The 16,923-nt window shown below is 67.0% G+C and carries 16 protein-coding genes and 1 pseudogene; 10 read left to right on the top strand and 7 right to left on the bottom strand.

The features are described 5' to 3' along the window. Positions 1 to 29 precede the first annotated feature (29 nt). Positions 30 to 686 (bottom strand): GntR family transcriptional regulator, encoded by a 657-nt coding sequence (locus C5F46_RS12325; protein WP_107325647.1) that lies wholly within the window; start codon positions 684 to 686, stop codon positions 30 to 32. A 146-nt stretch (positions 687 to 832) separates the two neighbouring features. Here C5F46_RS12325 and C5F46_RS12320 point away from each other — a divergent pair, with 146 nt between their 5' ends. The 6 genes from C5F46_RS12320 (at position 833) to C5F46_RS12295 (ending at position 6,707) form a co-directional block, all read left to right on the top strand. Further along, positions 833 to 1,492: a response regulator gene (locus C5F46_RS12320; RefSeq protein WP_107325646.1), complete on the top strand. Its 660-nt coding sequence runs from the start codon at positions 833 to 835 to the stop codon at positions 1,490 to 1,492. After that, positions 1,489 to 2,805, top strand: a complete 1,317-nt coding sequence (locus C5F46_RS12315; protein ID WP_107325645.1) for an ATP-binding protein — start codon at positions 1,489 to 1,491, stop codon at positions 2,803 to 2,805. Before C5F46_RS12320 ends, C5F46_RS12315 begins: the two co-directional genes overlap by 4 nt. A gap of 62 nt (positions 2,806 to 2,867) precedes the next feature. Next, positions 2,868 to 4,517 (top strand): phosphoethanolamine transferase, encoded by a 1,650-nt coding sequence (locus C5F46_RS12310; protein WP_107325663.1) that lies wholly within the window; start codon positions 2,868 to 2,870, stop codon positions 4,515 to 4,517. A gap of 14 nt (positions 4,518 to 4,531) precedes the next feature. Continuing rightward, positions 4,532 to 4,912 carry a diacylglycerol kinase gene (locus C5F46_RS12305; protein WP_107325662.1) on the top strand — a complete coding sequence of 127 codons (381 nt, stop codon included), beginning with the start codon at positions 4,532 to 4,534 and terminating at the stop codon, positions 4,910 to 4,912. A gap of 80 nt (positions 4,913 to 4,992) precedes the next feature. After that, a complete protein-coding gene (locus C5F46_RS12300; RefSeq protein ID WP_107325644.1) occupies positions 4,993 to 6,096 on the top strand; it encodes a THUMP domain-containing class I SAM-dependent RNA methyltransferase in 1,104 nt (367 codons plus the stop codon). Between the two features lie 86 nt (positions 6,097 to 6,182). Beyond that, complete coding sequence (locus tag C5F46_RS12295; RefSeq protein ID WP_107325643.1) at positions 6,183 to 6,707, top strand: glutathione peroxidase; 525 nt, start codon at positions 6,183 to 6,185, stop codon at positions 6,705 to 6,707. On the opposite strand, the gene nagA is transcribed toward C5F46_RS12295, so the two are convergent. The 6 genes and pseudogenes from nagA to C5F46_RS12260 all read right to left on the bottom strand — a co-directional run bounded on the left by nagA (position 6,704) and on the right by C5F46_RS12260 (position 13,182). Beyond that, complete coding sequence (gene nagA, locus C5F46_RS12290; RefSeq protein ID WP_107325642.1) at positions 6,704 to 7,861, bottom strand: N-acetylglucosamine-6-phosphate deacetylase; 1,158 nt, start codon at positions 7,859 to 7,861, stop codon at positions 6,704 to 6,706. The two genes, C5F46_RS12295 and nagA, sit on opposite strands and share 4 nt — an antisense overlap. A 332-nt stretch (positions 7,862 to 8,193) precedes the next feature. Next, a pseudogene (locus tag C5F46_RS17380) lies at positions 8,194 to 8,722 on the bottom strand (transposase); the annotation flags it as partial. Between the two features lie 630 nt (positions 8,723 to 9,352). Then, complete coding sequence (locus tag C5F46_RS12275) at positions 9,353 to 10,663, bottom strand: TRAP transporter large permease (protein ID WP_107325661.1); 1,311 nt, start codon at positions 10,661 to 10,663, stop codon at positions 9,353 to 9,355. After that, complete coding sequence (locus C5F46_RS12270) at positions 10,660 to 11,214, bottom strand: TRAP transporter small permease subunit (protein ID WP_107325640.1); 555 nt, start codon at positions 11,212 to 11,214, stop codon at positions 10,660 to 10,662. Before C5F46_RS12270 ends, C5F46_RS12275 begins: the two co-directional genes overlap by 4 nt. Before the next feature lie 9 nt (positions 11,215 to 11,223). Beyond that, positions 11,224 to 12,255, bottom strand: coding sequence for a TRAP transporter substrate-binding protein (locus tag C5F46_RS12265; RefSeq protein WP_107325639.1), 1,032 nt, complete (start codon positions 12,253 to 12,255; stop codon positions 11,224 to 11,226). 66 nt (positions 12,256 to 12,321) lie between these two features. Beyond that, positions 12,322 to 13,182 (bottom strand): ureidoglycolate lyase, encoded by an 861-nt coding sequence (locus tag C5F46_RS12260; RefSeq protein ID WP_107325638.1) that lies wholly within the window; start codon positions 13,180 to 13,182, stop codon positions 12,322 to 12,324. 116 nt (positions 13,183 to 13,298) lie between these two features. On the opposite strand from C5F46_RS12260, the gene C5F46_RS12255 reads away from it, so the two are divergent. From C5F46_RS12255 to C5F46_RS12240, 4 genes are all read left to right on the top strand, one after another. Beyond that, positions 13,299 to 14,351, top strand: a complete 1,053-nt coding sequence (locus C5F46_RS12255; protein WP_107325637.1) for a dipeptidase — start codon at positions 13,299 to 13,301, stop codon at positions 14,349 to 14,351. 171 nt (positions 14,352 to 14,522) lie between these two features. Beyond that, complete coding sequence (locus tag C5F46_RS12250) at positions 14,523 to 15,626, top strand: ABC transporter substrate-binding protein (RefSeq protein ID WP_107325636.1); 1,104 nt, start codon at positions 14,523 to 14,525, stop codon at positions 15,624 to 15,626. Positions 15,627 to 15,704: 78 nt separating this feature from the next. Next, positions 15,705 to 16,580, top strand: coding sequence for an ABC transporter permease (locus C5F46_RS12245; RefSeq protein WP_107325635.1), 876 nt, complete (start codon positions 15,705 to 15,707; stop codon positions 16,578 to 16,580). Then, on the top strand, positions 16,577 to 16,923 hold a 347-nt coding region (locus C5F46_RS12240), incomplete at its 3' end, for an ABC transporter permease subunit (RefSeq protein WP_459562099.1). The genes C5F46_RS12245 and C5F46_RS12240, both read left to right, overlap by 4 nt.

Below are 16,923 nucleotides of genomic sequence, written 5' to 3'. Positions count from 1 at the left end.
AGGGCTGTCAACGCAATTTGATCAAATTTTCAGATCGCGCCCGCCAGCAGCGCCGCACGCACCTGATTGATGCCCTGCGCGATGTCGTTGCCGATGGCGCGCGCCAGCGCCGTGGCGTCGCCCGTCTCCAGCGCGGCCAGCGCCTCGCCGTGCCGGTCGGGCAGCGCGGCGGTATCGGCGGCACCACAGACCACCCGCAGCGACGGGCCGAACCGCAGCCACAGCGACCGCGCGATATCGACCAGAACCTGCGCCCCCGAGGCCGAATAGAGCATAAAGTGAAAGCGGTGATTGGCCTCCAGATAGCCGGGCACATCACCCGCCGCGATGGCGGCATCGACCGCGCCATCCAGCGCCCGCAGCACCGCGACTGCCTCGGGCGTCAGCCCAGGCAGCGCCAGTTCCGCCAGCTTCGGCTCGATCGTCAGGCGGGCAAAGGCCAGTTGGTCCAGATCGGCCAGCCCCAGCCGGGGCACCACCACCCGGCGGTTGCCCTGCGGCTTCAGCGCGCCCTGCGACGACAGCCGCCGGATCGCCTCGCGCACCGGGGTCATGCCCGCGCCCAGATCGCGCACAAGGCCCTGAATGGTGACCGGCTGCCCCGGCGCCAGATGACCAAACAGCACCATGTCCGACAGCGCGGCATAGGTCAGCTCATGCGTGGGGATCTTGCGCGCCTTGGTCATGCTGCCCACGCTATAGGCCGCGCGCCCGGCCCGATCAACAGCCGACCCCGGTCGCCCACGCCCGAACGGGGCTTGCGCGGGCGCGCAGGCGGGTGTCAGCTTGCGCCGACATGCGGGGCCAGGCGCAAGGAGGCAACAGGCCACAGATGCGGATATTGCTGATCGAGGATGATCCGGGCCTTGGCCCCGCCGTGCGCGACCAGATCCTGGCCGAGGGCCACACCCCTGACTGGGTCGAGACGCTGGCCGATGCGCAGGCCTGCACCCAGACCGTGGCCTATGACCTGATCCTGCTCGATCTGATGCTGCCCGACGGGCGCGGGCTGGATTTTCTGCGCAGCTATCGCGCGCGCGGGGCGGCGGTGCCCGTCATCATCCTGACCGCGCGCGACCGGATCACCGAGCGGATCGAGGGGCTGAATGCCGGGGCCGACGATTATCTGATCAAGCCGTTCGATCTGGCCGAACTGTCGGCCCGGATCGGCGCGGTAGCGCGGCGCTATGCGGGCAACCCAAACCCCCGGCTGGCCTTGGGCGATCTGGAGATCAACCTTGCCGCCCGTGCGATCACCGGGCCACAGGGGGCGGTCACGCTCAGTCAGCGGGAATGGGCGATATTCGAGGCGCTGCTGGCGCGCCCCGGCGTGATCGTGCCCAAAGGTATTCTGGAAGAGCGGCTCTATTCTTTCAACGCCGAGGTCGAAAGCAACACGATCGAGGTTTATGTCAGCCGCCTGCGCAAAAAGCTGGGGCGCGCCGTGATCGAGACGCACCGCGGCCTTGGCTACCGCCTGGGCCAACCATGAGCGCGCCACGCAGCCTGCGCCGCGATCTGGCCTTTGGTCTGGTGCTGGGGCTGGGCCTGATGTGGCTGGCCGCGATCCTCGGCGCGGCGCTGGTCCTGCGCGAGGAGCTGGACGAGGTGTTCGACAGCGCGCTGCGAGAAACCGCCGAACGCCTTTTGCCGCTGGCTGTGACCGAGATCATCAACACCGGCCCCGACACACCCGCCCGCCGGGTGTCGCCAGTCCGACCGCACGAGGAATATCTGACCTATGTGGTGCGGGGCCGCGATGGCGCCATCTTGCTGCAATCTCAGGATGCGCGCGCCGAGACCTTTGCCACCGCGCCCCGCCCTGGCTATCGCACCACTGCCGATCATCGCATCTATACCAGCAGCACCGTTTCGGGCGACTATCTGATCGAGGTGGCCGAACCGCTGGAGAACCGGCGCGAGGCGACGCTGGAAACAACAGGCGCACTGGTTTTGCCGGTGCTGGTCTTGCTGCCGCTCAGCCTGCTCGGGGTCTTGTGGTTCACCGCCTGCCGGTTGCGGCCGGTGGCGGCGCTCTCGGCCGAGGTGGCGGGGCGCGATGCCTCCGACCTTGCGCCGCTGACAACGGCCGGGCTTCAGACCGAACTGATGCCCATCCGCGATGCGGTAAACCGGCTGATGGCGCATCTGGCGCGCACGCTGGAGGCCGAGCGCAACTTTACCGCCAATGCCGCACATGAATTGCGCACCCCGGTCGCGGCCTCGCTGGCGCAGACCCAGCGGCTGATCGCCGAGGCACCCGACGGCCCGCTGCGCGACCGCGCCCGTGCCATCGAGGCCGAATTGCAACGGCTGGCGCGGCTGGGCGCCAAGCTGCTGGACCTGTCGCGCGCCGAGGGTGGCGCTGTGCTGGCCCCTGCCCCGCGCGATCTGGCGCCGATCCTTGATCTGGTCGTGGCCGATTTCACCCGCGCGGGCGCGCCACGGCTGCGGCTGAGCCTGCCAGCCGCCGCCCCCTCACGACTGGACCCGGACGCCTTTGCGATTCTGGCCCGCAACCTGATCGAAAACGCGCTGACCCATGGCGACCCCGCCCAGCCTGTCGCCGTGACGCTGGGGGCCGATGCCAGCCTGCGGGTGGTCAACGCAGGCCCGGTGGTGCCCCCAGACCAGCTTGACCGGCTGACCCGCCGGTTCGAGCGGGCGGGCAGCCGCGCCCGCGGCGCCGGGTTGGGGCTGGCCATCGCAGCCTCGATCGCCGAGGCCGCAGGCGCGCGTCTGGTGCTGTCGTCGCCCGCGCCGGGGCGCAACGACGGGTTCGAGGCCGCGCTGATCCCGGCCTGAGCGTTCAGCCTGCTGTCAGCTTGGCGCGCGATCTGAAGCAATTGCAACTTCAGGATTGCCGCATGATAACCCCTGCCCCTTCTGCACGTCTGCCGCGCCTTCCGCAGCGCCCGATTGTGTCCGCCGCCGCACTGAACGGCCTTGTCGCACTGTTCATCATGGTCGCCTGCAATGACACGTTCTGGCAGCACGGCTACCGGCTGTTTGAGGGGCAATTGGGTACGCTGGCGGCCTTTGGCGCATCGGTCTGGGCGCTGACACTGCTGGTCATAACGCTGCTGGGGTTTCGCTGGCTGCAAAAGCCGGTTCTGGTGCTGCTGCTGATCCTGTCGGCGATGACATCGTTCTATGTCGATACGCTGGGCGTGGTGATCGACCGCGAGATGATCCAGAACGCGGTGACGACTACGGTGACCGAATCCAAACACCTGATTACCCCGGCCTTCCTGACCCATGTGGCGCTGTTCGGGCTGCTGCCCGCGGCCATGGTGCTGTGGGTGCGGGTGCGACCGCAGCCGCTGGCGCGCGATCTGCTGCGCCATGCGGGGCTGGCCGGGCTGGCAGCCGCGCTGTGCGTCGGGCTGCTGATGACCGATTTCAAGACATATTCGGTCGTGCTGCGCGGCAACAAGGAACTCATGGCGGCCTATCAGCCCGGCGCACCGCTGTCAGGCGCGTTGCGGTATCTGCGGATGATCCAGAAATCCCGCGAAATCGTCGTGGCGCCGCTGGGGCGTGATGCCCGACCCGGCCCGCTGTTGCAAGCCGCCAGCAAACCCGTTCTGACGGTGATCGTGGCAGGTGAAACCGCCCGCGCGCAGGATTTCGGACTGAACGGCTATGCCCGCGACACCACACCCGAACTGGCCGCGCGCGATGTCATCGCCTTTACCGATGTGACCAGTTGCGGCACCGCCACCGCGGTATCTCTGCCGTGCATGTTCTCGCAGCTCGGGCGGACGGATTATTCCTACGAACGCGGCGAGGCGCGCGAAAACCTGCTCGATGTGCTGACCCACGCCGGGGTGCATGTCGAATGGTGGGACAACAACACCGGCGACAAGCATATTGCCGCCCGCGTTCCCAGCCGCCAGATGATCGCGCTGAATGACCCCGCGTTCTGTCACGACGGCGAATGCGATGACGGTATCTTTCTGGGCGCGCTGCAAGACCTTGCCGAAACGATGACCAAAGATACCGTGGTGGTGCTGCACCAGATCGGCAGCCATGGCCCGGCCTACCACCTGCGCTACCCGAAAACCCATGAACGCTTTACCCCGGCCTGCCAAAGCGCCGAACTGACCAGTTGCACGGATGCCGAAATTCGCAACGCCTATGACAATACCATCGCCTACACCGACCATGTTCTGGCCAGCACGATCGACATGCTGGCCGCGCAGGACCGGGTGATCCCGGCGCTGCTCTATGTCTCGGACCACGGCGAGTCACTGGGCGAGGGCGGGCTGTATCTGCATGGCGCGCCGTGGTTCATGGCGCCCGAGACGCAAACGCGGGTGCCAATGGTGATGTGGCTGTCCGAGGCCTATAAATCGGCCTTCGGGCTGGATGTCGCCTGCCTGTCGGCGCGGGCGGGGCAGCCGGCCAGCCATGACAACCTGTTTCACACCGCGCTTGGAATGATGGATATTCAGACCGGGGCGCGGCGCGACGGGCTGAATCTGTTTGCGGGCTGCCACCGGACACCGGGGTGATGCAGGGGGGCCGCATGACCAATGACAGTCGCCGCGAACGACCGCGGCGGATTACCGGCGGGCGGCATCTGCTGGCTGCGGGGGGCTATTCGGCCTCGGGGCTGCGCAGATTGTGGGCCGAAACCGCGTTTCGCCATGAACTGCTGGGCGGCGCGGCGGGGTTTGCGCTGCTGGCCTTGGTGGGGGTCGGCGCGCTGAAGATCGTGGTTTTCGCGGTGCTGATCCTGATCCTGATCGCGGTCGAGGCGCTGAACACCGCGATCGAATGTCTGGTTGACCAACTGTCGCCAGACTGGGCAGAATTTGCGCGCGATGCCAAGGATCTGGGCTCGGTCGCGGTGGCCTGCGTGATCGCGGCGGCGGCGCTGTGGCTGGGCTATGCCCTGCTGGCTTGAGGCCGCGCGATCCGCCGCGCCGGGCCGGCGGGCAGCAGAAAGCTGTCGATCCGGCCCCCGTTCCCGGCTATGCGGGCGGGATGAACACGCAAGCTGATTTTGATATCTTCCTCGTGGCCCCGCCGGGCCTTGAACCTCTGCTGTGCGACGAGGCGCGGGCCTTGGGCTTTGCCTCTGCCACGCCGGTTGCGGGCGGGGTGGAACTGCAGGGCGGCTGGCCCGATGTCTGGCGCGCCAATCTGGAACTGCGCGGCGCCAGCCGGGTGCTGGCACGGATCGGCGCATTCCGGGCCTTTCATCTGGCCCAACTGGACAAGCGCGCGCGCAAGTTTCCCTGGGCCGACACGCTGCGACCGGATGTGCCGCTGCGGGTCGAGGCGGCATGCAAAGGCTCGCGGATCTATCACGCGGGCGCCGCCGCGCAGCGGATCGAAACCGCGCTGCGCGAGGAACTGGGCGCCACGATCTCGCCCGAGGCCGAACTGGTCATCAAACTGCGCATCGACGACGATCTGTGCACGATCAGCCTGGATACCTCGGGCGAGTCGCTGCACAAGCGCGGCCACAAGGAGGCGGTGTCAAAGGCACCGATGCGCGAAACTCTGGCGGCGCTGTTCCTGCGCCAATGCGGCTATGACGGCAGCCAGGCCGTGGTTGACCCGATGTGCGGCTCGGGCACCTTCGTGATCGAGGCCGCCGAGATCGCCGCGGGGCTGCACCCCGGCCGGTCGCGCCATTTCGCCTTTGAGCAGCTAGCCAGCTTTGACCCGGCCGTCTGGCAGCGGATGCGCAACGCACCGCCCGGCCCCCGCCCCGCCGCCCGGTTCTTTGGCTATGACCGCGACGCCGGCGCGATCCGGATGAGCCGCGCCAATGCCGAGCGCGCCGGGATCAGCGATCTGGTGACCTTTGAGGCGCAGTCGATCGGCGACCTGACCCCGCCGCCGGGGCCGCCGGGGCTGGTGATCGTGAACCCGCCCTATGGCGCGCGGATCGGCAATAAAAAGCTGCTCTATGGCCTTTACGCCGCCCTGGGTCAGACCCTGCTGGCCCGGTTTGCAGGCTGGCGCGTGGGGCTGGTGACGAGCGAGCCTGCGCTGGCCAAGGCCACCGGCCTGCGGTTTCAGCCGCCCGGCCCGCCGGTGCCGCATGGCGGGCTGGGGGTCAGGCTTTACCGAACCTGAGCGGGCATCCGGTGCTGGCGGCCATTGCCTGCGCCGATTTTGCGCTATGTCATGCCCAAGACCCCGTCAGACCGGAGACTGCCGCCATGACCGCCCGCCCCGCAACCTTTGCCGTTCTGCTGATGCTGGCCACCCCCGCCATGGCCGGGCCTGCGTTTCAGTTTCCCTCGATCGATGGCGGCACGCTGAATACCGCTGACTGGCGCGGCGGACCCGTGCTGGTCGTCAACACTGCCTCGATGTGCGGCTATACCCCGCAATATTCCGCGCTTCAGGCGCTGTGGGACCGCTACCGCGACCGCGGGCTGGTGGTGCTGGCGGTGCCCTCGGACGACTTTGCGCAGGAATATAACTCGACCCAGAAGGTCAAGGAATTCTGCGAGGTGAATTTCAACCTGACACTGCCGATGACCGACATCACCCATGTCCGCGGCCGGGCGGCGCATCCGTTCTACGGCTGGGTCCGGGCCGAAAAGGGCTTTGCCCCGCGCTGGAACTTCAGCAAGGTTCTGCTGGATGGCGAGGGCGAGGTGGTCGCCACATGGCGCGCGGGAACCGAGCCGCTGTCGCCCGAAATCGTCGCCCAGATCGAACGGCTGTTGCCGCGCTAGGCAACGCGGCCCCTGATCCAGACCCGGCACACCTGCAAGCCCGCGTCCAGATGCACCAGATCGGCCCGCGCACCGGGCCGCAGCCGCCCGCGACTACCCAGCCCCAGGAAATCGGCCGGATAGGTCGCAGCCATCCGCAACGCCTCGGCCAGCGGCACCTCAAGATGGGCCACCGCAAAGCGCAGCGCCGAGGCCATGTCGAGGTCAGACCCCGCCAGCGTGCCATCGGCAAGCGTCAGCCGCGAACAGCCCTGCCCGTCGCGCAGCCGGCGAATTTCGCGGCCATTCAGCGTCAGCCGATCGCCGGGCTGGCCCACCAGAGACATTGCATCGGTCACCAGAAACAGCCGCCCCGGCCCGCGCTTGGCGCGCAGCGCGATGCGCAGCGCCAGCGGATCGACGTGGTGGCCGTCGGCAATGATGCCGGCCCAGACGTCGGGGGCCTCCAGCGCCGCCCCCACCAGCCCCGGCGCCCGGTGGCCAAGCCCGCTCATCGCGTTGAACAGATGCGTGACGCCGCGCGCCCCGGCCGCAAACAGTGCCGCGGCGGCGCGATGGTCGCAATCAGAATGGCCGATGCTGACGACCGCCCCCGCCGCCGTCAGCGCGCGCACCTGCGCCGGGGTCACCTGTTCGGCGGCCAGCGTCAGCAGCAGCACCGGCAGATGCCGCGCGGCGGCCAGCAGTTCGGCCATGGCCGCGTCACCCAGCGGGTGCATCAACTCGGCCAGATGTGTGCCCTTGCGCGCGGGCGCCAGATGCGGCCCTTCCAGATGCAGGCCCAGCACCGCACCATCAGCGCGCACCGCTTCGCGCGCGGCGGCAATCGCGGCGGTGACGGCGAAGGGGTGATCGGTGATCAGCGTGGGCAGCAAGCCGGTGGTACCGAACGGGCGGTGCCCCCCGGCAATCATCTGCATCGTCGGGGCATCGGGTGCATCATTCAGCAGCCGCCCTGCCCCGCCATTGACCTGCGCGTCAATGAAACCGGGGCACAGGGCTCCGCCCGGCAGCGCGGTCAGCACCGCCCCGCGCGGCACATCGGCCTGCGCCACAATTCCCACGATCTCGCCGTCTTCGACCAACAGCCCCGCGTTGTCGTGAAACGCGGTGCCGTCGAAAATCCGCGCCCCGGTCAGTGCCTGTAGCGCCATTGCGTCACCTCCGTGGTCATCCGGGGCGCGCCCCGCATCCCCGTTCTGCAACCGTCTCAGGACTGCGAGCCAATGACATTGCAAAACCTTTGCCAGAATGGCTTGCGGTGACAGCGCAGTGGAACCTGCACCTCAGATGTATACCGCAAATCGCCCGCTGGTCGAGAGAGGCCGGTCAGGGCCGCCTTGGCGCCATCCTGCACCGATGCGCCAGGTCCAACAGGGACGGGCCAGCCCCGCATCGCTCAGGCGCGCGGAACGGGGGGCCTGGTCCGAATTCATGTTCACGTCCGCCAAGGTGGTGTAGTTTCCCGGATGGCCTGAGGGCATGATCAGGCGGCTTTTGTGATTATGCTGAGAATGGGGTCGATCTCCTCCTTGTCGATCTGGGCGAAGGCCTCGAGCATCATCTAGCGGCTGGCGGTCTGCCATTCCTCGTTCTGCTCGAACAACACGGCGCCGATCATGCACATGATGGAGGCCTCGTTGGGGAGTGAGGGCATGACTGCCACCGGTCCGAAGGAATGCCCGAACGCCGACGATATCGGCGCGCCGTTTCACTTTCTTGTTCAGGCGCTCGATGGGGTTGGTGCGGTGCTGTCGGGGGAGTTCGCGCCGGTCCGCGAAGCGGCAAACTGTCCCGTGGACAGTTTGAGGCAAGAACGGGCGGAGCCCAATTGAGGCCAGCACATCGTGTTCGCTTGCGTCCATGAGGTCTGCCAGCTTGGGCCAACGCGGGCGGAGCAGTTCGGCGACCTTGCGCCAGATCTCGCCCACATGAGCGCGGTCGGGCTGATCGAAGGCCTGCCGGATCGCGGCGGCGACGACGGTGTGCCGACCGCGCGAGACGTGAGCCAGCGCCTGAAGGCCTTTGTCCACTCCTTCTTCCCGGGATAGACCCGACTGTGCCGCAGCAAAAACCCCTGCAGATGCGGGCGCGCCTTGCCCGCGACCCGGACCGCTGTCGCTCGTGCCCGGACCAGATCGCGCATCGCCTGCAGAGCGCCGCATCCGGCACCCAGACCGCCGTCAGTTCGCCAGCCCGACGCCGCTTTGCCAACATCACCGCATCGCGGCGGTCGGCCTTCAGCCGGTCGCCCGCCTTCACCGGGATCAACAAAGGGGCCACGACGATGCAGTCATGCCCCATCTCGACCAACTGGCGGTGCAGGCCGTATCTGCACGGACCCGCTTCGGAGCAGAAATGCAGCCGCCACCCCCTGCGGCCAGCTTCTCCACCAGCTTGCGCACATGTTCGGGCCGGTGCGGCAGCGTTCCCCGGTGGCGGGCCTCTCCACCACGCTCGCCGTGCGCCACTGCCACCGAAATCGTCGCCTTACGGACATCCAGCCCGATGAACATGCTGTCCTGTATCCGGTCTCTCCCCCATTTTTGAGGCGCAGGCCGCCAGCCAATCTGGCGCAACCCTCGAACGGAGAATGCCGCGGGAGAGGCCGCCGACCCACTCAGATCACAACGCGATCATGGGGGCTAGATCAGGACCAGCACAATTGCCGGAAAGGCCACCAGCAGCGCCACGCGGATCAGGTCTGCCGCCACGAACCACAGCACCGCCCCATAGGTGGCAGAGATCGGCACATCACGGTTCATCGCGGCGATAACGAACAGGTTCATCCCCACCGGCGGCGTGATCAGCCCGACCTCGACCACGATCAGCACGAGGATGCCGAACCAGATCGCGGTGGCCTCGGGTGTCATGCCGAAATCAAGCCCCATGATTACCGGAAAAAAGATCGGGATCGTCAGCAAGATCATCGACAGGCTGTCCATCAGGCAGCCAAGGATCAGGTAGACCAGCAAGATGAGCCACAGCACCGCCCAGGGGCTGAAGCCCTGCCCCACCACAAAGGACGACAATTCCTGCGGCACTCTGGTAAATGCCAGGAAGGAATTGTAGGAGGCCGCCCCGAGGATGATGAAAAAGATCATCGCCGAGGTGCGCGCGGTCTCCAGGATCGCATCCTGCACCCCGCGCCAGCTCATGCCGCCGGTGGCCCAGGCGATCAGCCCGGTGCCCGCAGCCCCCACCGCGGCGCCTTCGGTCGGCGTGAACCAGCCGCCATAGATGCCGCCCACCACCAGCCCGAAGACCACAATCACCGGCCAGACCGGCAGCAGCGCGGCAAACCGGGCGCGCAGCGGCAGCGCCGGCGCGCTGCCCGCGGCCTCGGGGTGGCGGCGAACGTAAAGCGCGATGGCCAGCGCATAGCCCAGCGCCGCCAGGATGCCCGGCACAAAGGCCGCCAGAAACAGCTTGGCGATGTTCTGTTCAGCCAGAATGGCATAGATCACCAGCACGACCGAGGGCGGTATCAGAATGCCCAGCGTGCCCCCCGCCGCCAGCGTCGCGGTGGACAGCCCGCCCGAATAGCCCGCCCGCCGCAATTCGGGCAGCGCGACCTGCCCCATCGTGGCCGCCGTGGCCAGCGACGACCCGCAGATCGCCCCGAACCCCGCGCAGGCCCCCACCGCAGCCATCGCCAGCCCGCCTTTCAGATGCCCGACAAAGGCGCCCGCGGCGCGAAACAGCGCCCGGCTCATGCCGCCCAGGGTGGCGAACTGGCCCATCAGCAGAAACATAGGGATGATCGACAGATTGTAATTCGAGAAGGTCGAAAAGGTTTCGGTCTTCAGCTTGGCCAGCACAATGTTAGGGCTGCCGGTCAGCAGCGTCAGCCCCCCCGCCCCGCAGATCAGCATCGCAAGGCCAATCGGAGCGCGGGCAAAGATCAGCGCCAGAAGCACCGGGAACGACAAAAAGCCCAGACCCAGATCACTCATGCCCAGGCCCTCGCGGCGCGGCGCAGCGCGGCGACGGTCGCCCATAGCGTGACCAGCGCCGCAAGGCAGGCGGCGACCAGACAAGCGGCATAGGCCCACCACAGCGGGATCTGCATCAGAAAGGTCGTCTCGGCATTCTTCACCTTGCCCAGCATGCCTGCATACAGCCGCCAGGCGATCAGGACCATGGCAGCGGCCATCAGCACCTCCCACAGCGCGGCCAGCGCGGCATCGGCGCGAGCCGGCAGGCGCGCGGTAAAAACCTCGACCATGGCATGGCCGCGGGTGATCTGCACCCAGGGCAGGAAGGCAAAGATCACAAAGGCCACGCCGATTTCGACCAGTTCATAGCTGGCCCGGATCGGCCCGATCCCGGCAGCCCGCATCCCCTCGGCAAGACCCGGCAAGGTCGATTGAACCCAGGCCATCTGCGCCAGTTTCAGCGTCGCATTGCCCAGAACGCTGGCGCAGATCATGCCGACCAGCGCCAGCAGCACCACGCCCCCCGCCAGCGCCGAAAGGCGCGCGATCTGCCGGATCAGCCGGTCCATGCGCCCCACTCAGTTTGCGTTCTGCGCCAGCAGGCCGCGCGCCTTGTCCAACAGCGCCTGCCCGTCGATCCCGGCGGCCTCCAGTTCGGCCACCCAGGCGGCTGTCACCGGGGCGGCAGCGGTTTCCCAGCGGGCCGCCTCGGCTGCGTCCAGCGTCACGATGGCATTGCCGCGGTCGGCCGCGACCTGCCGCTGCGGGGCATCCGCCCCCTGTTGCAGCCGCCCCGCCTGCGCCGAAAACCCTTCGCCCGAAGCCGCATCGATCACCGCGCGCAGGTCTTGGGGCAGGCCCTCATAGACATCCTTGTTCATCGCCAGAATGAAGGTGGCCACATAGACACCCCGGCCCGGAAACTCGGTGTGATGGCCAACCAGTTCCTGTACCTTGATCGAGCTTGTCACCTCCCACGGCAGCAGCGCCCCGTCGATCACGCCTTTCGACATCGCCTCGGGAACCGCGGGAACCGGCATCCCCACGGCGACCGCGCCCAACTGTTCCAACAGCCTTGTGGTGGCGCGCGAGGGGGCACGCAGCTTCAGCCCCGCCATATCCTCCAGCCGCGCCACGGGCCGGGCCGAATGGATCACGCCGGGGCCGTGAACCCAGGCGCCCAGCAGGTGCATATCCTTGAAATCGGCGTCTCGCATGTCGCTTTGCGCCAGCTGCCAGAAGGCGCGGCTGGCGCCCTCGGCATCGCGCACCATGAAGGGCAGCTCGAACACCTCGGTCCGCGGAAAGCGGCCCGGCGTATAGCCCGGCAGCGTCCAGACGATATCGACCACACCATCCTGCATCTGATCGACCAGATCGGCGGGCTTGCCGCCCAGTTGCATCGCGGGGAACCGCTCGATGCGGATGCGGCCCTGCGACTCGGCCTCGATCCGGTCGGCCCAGGGGTCGAGGATGTTGGCGGGCACGAAACTTTGGGCAGGCAGGAACTGATGCAGCTTCAGCACCACCTCTTGCGCCGCAGCGGGCATCGCCAGCCCAAAGGCCAGCACCGATGCGGCGAGGCCGGCAACAAGACGGGAACGGACCATCGCGATATCTCCCTGATCGGCGCGGTTGGCGCACTATGTTCAGCGCGCGCGGGGCTGTCCAGCAAATCAGACCGCGGGGGACAGAACGCGCTGGCTCTGGCTGCCCAGCCCCGCAATCCCCAGCCGCATCACCTGACCCGCCCGCAAGAACACCGGCGGCTTGTGCCCCATGCCTACCCCCGGCGGGGTGCCGGTGGAAATCACATCGCCGGGCTGCAACGACATGAACTGACTAATGTAGGCAATGATCTCGGCCACGCCGAAGACCATGGTGGCGGTCGTGCCATCCTGCCGACGGACGCCGTCCACCTCCAGCCACAAGCGCAACGCCTGCGGGTCGGGCACCTCGTCGGGGGTGACAAGCCAGGGGCCGATCGGGCCGAAACCGTCGCAGCCCTTGCCCTTGTCCCATGTTCCGCCGCGTTCGGTCTGGTATTCGCGTTCGGAAATGTCGTTCACCACGCAATAGCCCGCGACATGGCCCAGCGCCTCGTCGCGGTCGATATAGCTGCCGGGCTTGCCGATCACCACGCCCAGTTCCACCTCCCAGTCGGTTTTCACCGATCCGCGCGGCAGCGTCAGGTCGTCATCCGGCCCCGCGATGGCCGATGTCCATTTGGCGAAAACCACAGGCTCGGCAGGCACCGGCAGACCCGCCTCGGCGGCGTGGTCGGCGTAGTTCAGCCCGATGCAGACGAACTTGCCCACGCCCCCGACGCAAGGCCCCAGCCGCAGGTCGGCCTGCGGCGTGCCAGGCACCAGCGGCAGGATTTCGGGGTCGATCGTGGCCAGCAGCGCCAGCGCGTCGGGATGCAGCGCCGCGCCCGCGATATCGGGCACCCGGCGCGACAGGTCGCGGACCCGGCCGCCCGCATCCAGCATCCCCGGTTTTTCCTGCCCCTTCGGGCCATAGCGCAACAGTTTCATCGGCCGCCTCCGTTTGCACCAGCGATAGCGCGGGCGTGCAGCGTGGAAAAGCCCCGATCACCCCTCGCATCCCTTTGGGCATTCTGGCAGGCTCGGCCCATTGCAAGGGGGCAAGAATGATTCCAGTTTTCGATGGCCATAACGATTTTCTGCTGCGCCTGATGGCCAACCCGGCGCGACGCGACGACATCTGGCTGACCGGCGACGGCAGGGGGCATCTTGACCTGCCGCGAATGAAGGCGGGCGGGTTTGCGGGGGGCTTTTTCGCGATCTACATCCCCTCGCCCGAGGCGGGTGACGGCATCAACTATGAGGCGCTGATGGACGCCCCGCCCTACCTCCTGCCGCTGCCCGACCCGATCCCGCTGGAGCGCGCGCAGGCGGTGGCGATGACCATGGCGGGGCATCTGTTCTGGATGGAGCGCACCGGCGCGCTGACAATCTGCCGCAGCGTGGCTGAAATTCGCGCCGCGATGGCGGCAGGCCAGATCGCTGCGGTCATGCATTTCGAGGGCGCCGAGATGATCGACCCCGATCTGGATGCGTTGCATCTGTGGCATGCGATGGGGCTGCGCAGCCTTGGCCCGGTCTGGTCGCGGCCCACGGCCTTTGGCAATGGGGTGCCCTTTGCCTACCCCTCTGGCCCCGACACCGGCGCGGGCCTGACCGAGGCGGGCAAGCGGCTGATTGCCGAATGCAACACGCTGAAAATCATGGTGGACCTGAGCCATCTGAACGAAAACGGCTTTGACGACGTGGCCCGGCTCAGCACCGCGCCGCTGGTCGCCACCCATTCCAACGCCCATGCCGTCACCCCCTCGTCGCGCAACCTGACCGACCGGCAACTGGCGATGATCCGCGACAGCGGCGGCATGGTGGGGCTGAACTATGCCACCTCGTTCCTGTCGCCCGACGGTCGCCGCCGCCCGTTCGCGGGATGGGATCCGGTTCTGCGCCATCTTGATCACCTCCTGTCGGTGCTGGGCGAGGATCACCTTGGTCTTGGGTCTGATTTCGACGGCGCCACCCTGCCCGCCGATCTTGCCGATGCGGAAGGGCTGCCGCGGCTGCTGGCGGCACTGGAGGCGCATGGCTATGGCCGCGATCTGATCGAAAAGATCGCGCATCGCAACTGGCTGGCACTGTTGGAGCGGACCTGGGGCGCGTAGGGGCATCGGGCACCGCAACGGAATTGTAACAGATTTGTTGCGCTTGCGCCGATTCGGGGCAAAGCTGGCTGTTGCAGGGGCGCCACGTCGCAGACGTGTCACAAAACGCGCTTATTGCGGTCAGGTGCCCAATCCGGGCCTGACCTCCAAGAAACGGGGAGACGTTCCGACATGACGATGAAACCGATGCACTGGCTTGCCGGCGCTGCCGCGCTGATGGCCTCGACCGCGATGGTCCAGGCCCAGGATCTGGCCGCGCTGGAAGCCGCGGCCAAGGCCGAAGGCATGCTGACCACCATCGCACTGCCGCATGACTGGTGCGGCTACGGCGACGTGATCGCGGGGTTCAAGGCAAAGTATCCCGAAATCACCGTGAACGAGTTGAACCCCGATGCGGGCTCGGCCGATGAACTGGAGGCGATCCGCGCCAACAAGGACAACAAGGGCCCACAAGCGCCCGACGTGATCGACGTGGGCCTGTCGTTCGGCCCCGCCGCCAAGGATGAAGGGCTGATCCAGCCCTACAAAGTCGCCACCTGGGACGAAATCCCCGCCGAGGTCAAGGATGCCGACGGCTACTGGTATGGCGACTATTACGGCGTGATGTCGTTCATGGTGAACAAGGACATCGTGGCCGAAACCCCGACCGACTGGGCCGACCTGCTGAAACCCGAATATGCCAACGCGGTCGCGCTGGCGGGCGACCCGCGCGCCTCGAACCAGGCGATTCTGGCGGTGCTGGCCGCTGGCATGGCAAACGGCGGTGCGGCGGGCGCGGAGTCGGGCGCCAAGGGGCTCGACTACTTTGCCGAAATGAACAAGGCGGGCAACTTTGTCCCCGTGATCGGCAAGGCCGGCACGCTGGCGCAGGGCGCCACGCCTATCGTGGTGATGTGGGACTATAACGCCCTGTCGGCACGCGACACGCTGGCGGGCAACCCGCCGGTTGATGTGGTGGTGCCGAAATCGGGCGTTCTTGCAGGCGTCTATGTGCAGGCGATCTCGGCCTATGCGCCGCATCCGAACGCGGCGAAACTCTGGATGGAATACCTCTATTCGGACGAAGGCCAACTGGGCTGGCTGAAGGGCTATTGCCACCCGGCGCGCTTCAACGCGATGGCTGCGGCGGGCAAGATCCCGGCCGATCTGCTGGCGGCGCTGCCCCCGGCCGAAAGCTATGAGGCAGCCTATTTCCCGACGCTGGAAGAACAGGGCGCCAACAAGGAAGCCGTCACCGGCGGCTGGGATGCCGTTGTCGGCGCCAACGTCCAGTAACCGGACCTGACACTGTCCGCCCCGGTCAAGGCCGGGGCGGGCCAATCACAAAAGACCCAACGGGACGGACGCGACCGCATGACGACCCCCACCCCCGCCGCCCTGCGGCCCCGGATGGCGTTCAGCTGGCTGGGCATCCTGCCCTTTGCAGGCTTTGCGCTGCTGTTCCTGATCTTGCCCACGATGAACATCGTTCTGGGCGCGTTCCGCACCCCCTCTGGCGATTTTACACTGGATAATGTGGCGCGGCTGTTTCAGGGCGCGATCCCGGCCTATTACCTGATTTCCATCAAGATTTCGCTGGCCTCGGCGGCCTTGGGCTGCCTGATCGGCTTTGCCGTCGCCGCCGCGGTGACGCTGGGTGGCCTGCCCAGGTGGGTCCGCGGACCGCTGCTGACCTTTTCCGGCGTCGCCTCCAACTTCGCCGGCGTGCCGCTGGCCTTTGCGTTTCTGGCCACGCTGGGGCGGCTGGGCCTTGTCACCGTGCTGCTGAAAAACTGGTTTGGCATCAACATCTACGCGATGGGCTTCAACCTGTTGTCATTCTGGGGCCTGACGCTGACCTATCTGTTTTTTCAGATCCCGCTGATGATCCTGATAATCACCCCCGCGCTGGACGGGCTGAAGCGCGAATGGCGCGAGGCGGCGCAGATTCTGGGCGCCTCGGGGCTGCAATACTGGCGCATGGTGGCGCTGCCGATCCTGTTTCCGTCTCTGCTGGGCACATTCGCGCTCTTGTTCGCCAATGCCTTCGGCGCGGTGGCCACGGCCTATGCGCTGACCGGCTCATCCATGTCGATCGTGCCGATCGTTCTGTTCGCGCAAATCCGCGGCGACGTGCTGCAAGACCCGCATCTGGGCTATGCGCTCGCCTTCGGCATGATCGTGGTCACGGGTATTGCCAACGGGCTTTACATCTGGCTGCGGGTGCGCAGCGAAAGGTGGGTGAAATGACCCGCATCCTGTCATGGCTCGCGCTGGCGCTCGGGCTGATCTACTTTTTCCTGCCGCTGCTCGCCACGGTGGAGTTTTCGCTGAAGATGCGGCGCGGCGAATATTCGTTCGACGCCTACGCCAAGGTGCTGGCCGACCCGCGATTTCAGGACACCTTCAGCTATTCAGTGCTGATGGCGCTGGTCACGATCGTCTTTGGCGTGTTTCTGGTGGTGCCTACTGCCTATTGGGTGCGGCTGAAACTGCCGCGCCTGCGGCCCTATATCGAGTTCATCACGCTGTTACCGCTGGTCATTCCGGCCATTGTCATCGTCTTCGGCTATATCCGGCTTTACAACACCTC

This window comes from Phaeovulum veldkampii DSM 11550 (assembly GCF_003034995.1).
GTDB classification, from domain to species: Bacteria; Pseudomonadota; Alphaproteobacteria; order Rhodobacterales; family Rhodobacteraceae; genus Phaeovulum; species Phaeovulum veldkampii.
Note: the sequence above shows the minus strand (reverse complement) of the source record. Positions and strands in the feature narration are given on the sequence as shown.

Bases quoted from the DNA above. Each gene is read 5' to 3' on its own strand.
- C5F46_RS12300 (WP_107325644.1), top strand. From the start codon at position 4,993: ATGAACACGCAAGCTGATTTTGATATCTTCCTCGTGGCCCCGCCGGGC.
- C5F46_RS12305 (WP_107325662.1), top strand. From the start codon at position 4,532: ATGACCAATGACAGTCGCCGCGAACGACCGCGGCGGATTACCGGCGGG.
- C5F46_RS12325 (WP_107325647.1), bottom strand. From the start codon at position 686: ATGACCAAGGCGCGCAAGATCCCCACGCATGAGCTGACCTATGCCGCG.
- nagA (WP_107325642.1), bottom strand. From the start codon at position 7,861: ATGGCGCTACAGGCACTGACCGGGGCGCGGATTTTCGACGGCACCGCG.
- C5F46_RS12295 (WP_107325643.1), top strand. From the start codon at position 6,183: ATGACCGCCCGCCCCGCAACCTTTGCCGTTCTGCTGATGCTGGCCACC.
- C5F46_RS12275 (WP_107325661.1), bottom strand. From the start codon at position 10,663: ATGAGTGATCTGGGTCTGGGCTTTTTGTCGTTCCCGGTGCTTCTGGCG.
- C5F46_RS12270 (WP_107325640.1), bottom strand. From the start codon at position 11,214: ATGGACCGGCTGATCCGGCAGATCGCGCGCCTTTCGGCGCTGGCGGGG.
- C5F46_RS12260 (WP_107325638.1), bottom strand. From the start codon at position 13,182: ATGAAACTGTTGCGCTATGGCCCGAAGGGGCAGGAAAAACCGGGGATG.
- C5F46_RS12320 (WP_107325646.1), top strand. From the start codon at position 833: ATGCGGATATTGCTGATCGAGGATGATCCGGGCCTTGGCCCCGCCGTG.
- C5F46_RS12245 (WP_107325635.1), top strand. From the start codon at position 15,705: ATGACGACCCCCACCCCCGCCGCCCTGCGGCCCCGGATGGCGTTCAGC.
- C5F46_RS12310 (WP_107325663.1), top strand. From the start codon at position 2,868: ATGATAACCCCTGCCCCTTCTGCACGTCTGCCGCGCCTTCCGCAGCGC.
- C5F46_RS12250 (WP_107325636.1), top strand. From the start codon at position 14,523: ATGACGATGAAACCGATGCACTGGCTTGCCGGCGCTGCCGCGCTGATG.
- C5F46_RS12255 (WP_107325637.1), top strand. From the start codon at position 13,299: ATGATTCCAGTTTTCGATGGCCATAACGATTTTCTGCTGCGCCTGATG.
- C5F46_RS12265 (WP_107325639.1), bottom strand. From the start codon at position 12,255: ATGGTCCGTTCCCGTCTTGTTGCCGGCCTCGCCGCATCGGTGCTGGCC.
- C5F46_RS12315 (WP_107325645.1), top strand. From the start codon at position 1,489: ATGAGCGCGCCACGCAGCCTGCGCCGCGATCTGGCCTTTGGTCTGGTG.